Genomic DNA, 3,734 nt, shown 5'->3' on the forward strand with positions numbered 1-3,734 from the left:
GGCCAGGGCCGCTTCAATCTCTCGATCTATCACACCGTACGCCTGCAGGATGAGATCCTCATCGCCGACGGCCTGCCGGTCCTCGATCTGCTGGACGGTTCGGCCACCAGCGGCCGCGGCGGCACGCCCCGCAACGAGATCCAGGCCCAGGTCGGCGTCTTCCGCAACGGCAAGGGCGCCTTCCTCTTCGGCAACTGGCGCGAGGGCACCCGCGTCGACGGCGGAACCGGCCCCGACCTGACCTTCTCGGACCTGGCCACGCTCAATCTGAACGTCTTCATCGACCTGGGTCAGCAGGCAGACTGGGTGGCGAAATACCCCTGGCTGAAGGGGGCGCGCCTGCAGCTCGGGGTGCAGAACATTTTCGACAGCCGTCTGGAGGTCACCTCCAGCGCCGGCGACGCGCCGCTGAACTACCAGCCCGACTATCTGGACCCCCAGGGCCGGACCGTCGGCCTGACCTTCCGCAAGATCCTGTTCTAGGTCGCGCACCCGGCCGTCAGTCGGCCGGGGGCGCCTTCTTCCCCCAACGCCGCTTCGGCGCCTCGCCCTTCGCCTTGGCGGCGATCTCCTTCAGCTTGCGGCCCTGCATGGCCGACAGGGCCTGACCCGGCGCGCCCAGTTCGGGGTCGCCGAAGGCGCGGCCGTGGGTCCTGATCCGCTCGCTGACCGACTCGATGAACTCGCCCTCCCATTCGGACAGCGAAACGCCCGCCTTCTCTGCCGAGCGGCGGGCGCGTCTGAGGGCGTTGAGGGCCGCCCGCCGGGCCGCCTTGCGTTCGGCCTCGAACGGACTGGCGGGCGGTTTCTTCGAACCGCCCCTGCCCCCGCCGAAGCCGGTTCGCTTCAGGGTCAGATCTCGCCGAGCGCCGACAGGTACAGGTCCAGGATCGCGTCCTCTTCCTGGCGCTTGGCCTTGTCCTGTTTGCGGATGCGGATGACCTTGCGCAGGATCTTGACGTCGTAGCCCTCGCCCTTGGCCTCCAGGAAGACCTCCTTCATGTCGGCCATGACGGCGGCCTTGTCCTCTTCCAGCCGCTCGATGCGCTCGATGATGGTGCGCAGCCGGCCCTGGGCGGCCGAGGTCAGGACGTCGGGCGAGGAATCGAAGGAAGCGTCGTCGGCCAAGGGAATACTCCGGAAAAAATCAAACGGACGCTAACCACGTCGTTTCGCGCGACTCAACGTCCCCTGGGGGCAGACGCGAAAAAGGCTGCGGACAAGTCCGCAGCCCTGAAACTTTCGAACCGCGCTGTGGCGCGCGGAAGACCTTTTAGCCCTGCTTCGCCTTGAAGCGCGGGTCGGTCTTGTTGATCACGTACACAACACCCTTGCGGCGCACGACCTTGCAGTCGCGGTGGCGGGTCTTGAGCGACTTGAGCGAGCTGCGGACCTTCATGGTCGTCGTCCTGAGGCAAAGCAAAACAGAAAAGCCCCAAATTCTTCCCCGAAAAATGGAAGAACCTGCGGCGGAGCGGTGCGTATAGAGAGGCTTCCCGGAATCGTCAACCGTGCGCCTGCGTGACTTTGCAGGCGGTTGCGGCATGCTGGCGACCCCAACGCACGGGATGGAGCCTCTCATGGTCAGCAACGACCGGGTTTACAGGTACAGCTTCGCCAGCGTCTATCCGCACTACATCGCCAAGGCGGAGAAGAAGGGCCGCACGAAGGACGAGGTGGACCAGATCATCTGCTGGCTGACCGGCTACACCCGGGAAGGGTTCGAGGCCCAGCTGGCGAAGAAGTCCGACCTCGAAACCTTCTACGCCGAGGCCCCCCGGCCGAACCCGGCGCGCGCCGGCATCACCGGCCTGATCTGCGGCATTCGCGTCGAGACCATCGAAGAGCCGCTGATGCGCGAGATCCGCTATCTGGACAAACTCATCGACGAACTCGCCAAGGGAAAGGCGATGGAGAAGATCCTGAGAAGCCCCGACTCTCCTCCCTCCGTGCATCCCCGCGAAGGCGGGGACCCAGGCTTGAGCGGCAGGCAGGACGGCTGAATGAACCGGCGTTATATCCAGCGCCGGCGGGGAGGCCAAAAACCTGGGTCCCCGCCTTCGCGGGGATGCACGGAATTGATGCGCACCAGCTCAAGCAGCGAGGCGCCGCGCGTCGATCGCGATAGCGCCCCCCGGAATGGCGCCTCTATTGCAGCAACGCTTGTCGCCCTCGCGCACTTGTTATGACGGGGCGGCCGCCGGGGACTCTACAGCTACATCATGCGTATCAGCCTTCGCCTCATCCTCATCGCCTCCGTCGCCGCCTGCGCGCCCATGCTGCCCGAGGCTCCGCCGGTAACGCCGACAGCGGCGCCCGAGCCCGTCCGTCCGGCCCCGCCGCCCGCCGCGCCGGCTCCGGCGCCCTCCAGACCCGCCGACCAGGCCGGCTTCGAGGGCTGGAAACAGGGCTTCCTGACCCGCCACGGCGGCGTCCGCCGCGACGCCTACGCCCGCGAACTGGCCGGCCTGACGCCCGATCCTTCCGTCATCCGCCTCGACGGCAACCAGCCCGAATTCAGCCGCCCCGCCGGCGCCTATGTCCAGAGCGCCGTCTCGGCGACGCGAATCGCCCAGGGCCGCCAACGCACCGAGCGCGTGCCGTGGGAGGTGACCCAGCGCTTCGGGGTCCCCGCGGAAATCCTGGTCTCCATCTGGGGCAATGAGAGCAGCTTCGGCGCCGTCCAGGGCGACTATGACGTCATCCGGTCGCTGGCGACCCTGGCGTATGACGGCCGCCGCCGCGACTGGGCCGAGGCCCAGTTGAAGGACGCCCTCGACATCGTCGTCGACGGCCGCCGCGACCGCGCGGGCCTGAAGGGCAGCTGGGCCGGCGCCATGGGCCAGACCCAGTTCATGCCCGACAACTATCTGCGTCTCGGCGTCGACCAGACCGGCGACGGCAAGGTCGACATCTGGGGCTCGGACGCCGACTCCCTCGCCTCCGCCGCCAATCTGCTGGCCCAGGCCGGGTGGAAGCGCGGCCAGAGCTGGGGCTATGAGGTCGTCCTGCCCGCCGGCTTCGACTATGCCGAGGCCGAAGGGCCCCGTCACGACTGGCGCTACTGGTCGCAACGCGGCGTGACCCTGGCCCGCGGCGGCGCGCCGACGGACGCCGAGGCGCTCGAAGAGGCGACCATTCTCCTGCCCCAGGGCGCACGCGGTCCGGCCTTCCTGGCCCTGCCCAACCACTATGTGATCCGCCGCTACAACAACTCGGTCTCCTATGCGCTGGCCATCGGTCTGACCGCCGACGGCATCGCCGGCAAGCCGGGACTGGTCGCGGCCTGGCCCGACGACTCCCCCCTGTCGCGCGACCAGCGCATCGGCGCCCAGCGTGCCCTGACCGCCCTTGGCTACGACACCCAGGGCGTGGACGGCGTCGTCGGCGCCAACACCCGCGCCGCCCTTCGCCGCTGGCAGATCGCCACGGGACGGCTGGCGGACGGCTATCTGACCGCCGATCTGGCCGACGAGCTGATCCGCCGGGCGGGGTAAGCGGCATCACAACCCGCCCCCCATTCCGTGCATCCCCCCGAAGGCGGGGCTCACCCTCTCATCCGTGCATCCCCGCGAAGGCGGGGCTCACACTTTCATCCGTGCATCCCCGCGAAGGCGGGGACCCAGGTTTGAGCGACGACGAGACTGGCTGAGCTGACCGGCGCTGGGTCCGGCGCTGGCGCGGGGCCAAAGCCTGGGTCCCCGCCTCCGCGGGGATGCACGGTGAAGAGCGAT

General features: G+C 68.5%; 5 protein-coding genes and 1 pseudogene. 3 read left to right on the forward strand and 3 right to left on the reverse strand.

Translation table 11 applies throughout. The features are described from left to right. Positions 1-483, forward strand: a pseudogene (locus VN378_RS16625) (TonB-dependent receptor); the annotation flags it as partial. Between the two features lie 16 nt (positions 484-499). Here the strand turns inward: VN378_RS16625 and VN378_RS16630 are convergent. From VN378_RS16630 to ykgO, 3 genes are all read right to left on the reverse strand, one after another. Then, on the reverse strand, positions 500-850 hold the full coding sequence (locus VN378_RS16630; RefSeq protein ID WP_325744675.1) for a hypothetical protein: 351 nt from the start codon (positions 848-850) through the stop codon (positions 500-502). A 2-nt stretch (positions 851-852) separates the two neighbouring features. Then, entirely contained in the window at positions 853-1,128 is a 276-nt protein-coding gene (locus VN378_RS16635; protein WP_055832288.1) for a DUF2312 domain-containing protein, read from the reverse strand. Between the two features lie 145 nt (positions 1,129-1,273). After that, entirely contained in the window at positions 1,274-1,399 is a 126-nt protein-coding gene (gene ykgO, locus VN378_RS16640) for a type B 50S ribosomal protein L36 (protein WP_055832286.1), read from the reverse strand. Positions 1,400-1,580: 181 nt separating this feature from the next. Here ykgO and VN378_RS16645 point away from each other — a divergent pair, with 181 nt between their 5' ends. Both VN378_RS16645 and VN378_RS16650 read left to right on the forward strand, forming a co-directional pair. Beyond that, on the forward strand, positions 1,581-2,003 hold the full coding sequence (locus tag VN378_RS16645) for a DUF2200 domain-containing protein (protein ID WP_325744673.1): 423 nt from the start codon (positions 1,581-1,583) through the stop codon (positions 2,001-2,003). 219 nt (positions 2,004-2,222) lie between these two features. Beyond that, positions 2,223-3,497, forward strand: a complete 1,275-nt coding sequence (locus VN378_RS16650) for a lytic murein transglycosylase (RefSeq protein WP_325744674.1) — start codon at positions 2,223-2,225, stop codon at positions 3,495-3,497. Positions 3,498-3,734: the final 237 nt, after the last annotated feature.

The sequence above is a fragment of the Brevundimonas sp. genome (assembly GCF_035561115.1).
Lineage (GTDB): Bacteria > Pseudomonadota > Alphaproteobacteria > Caulobacterales > Caulobacteraceae > Brevundimonas.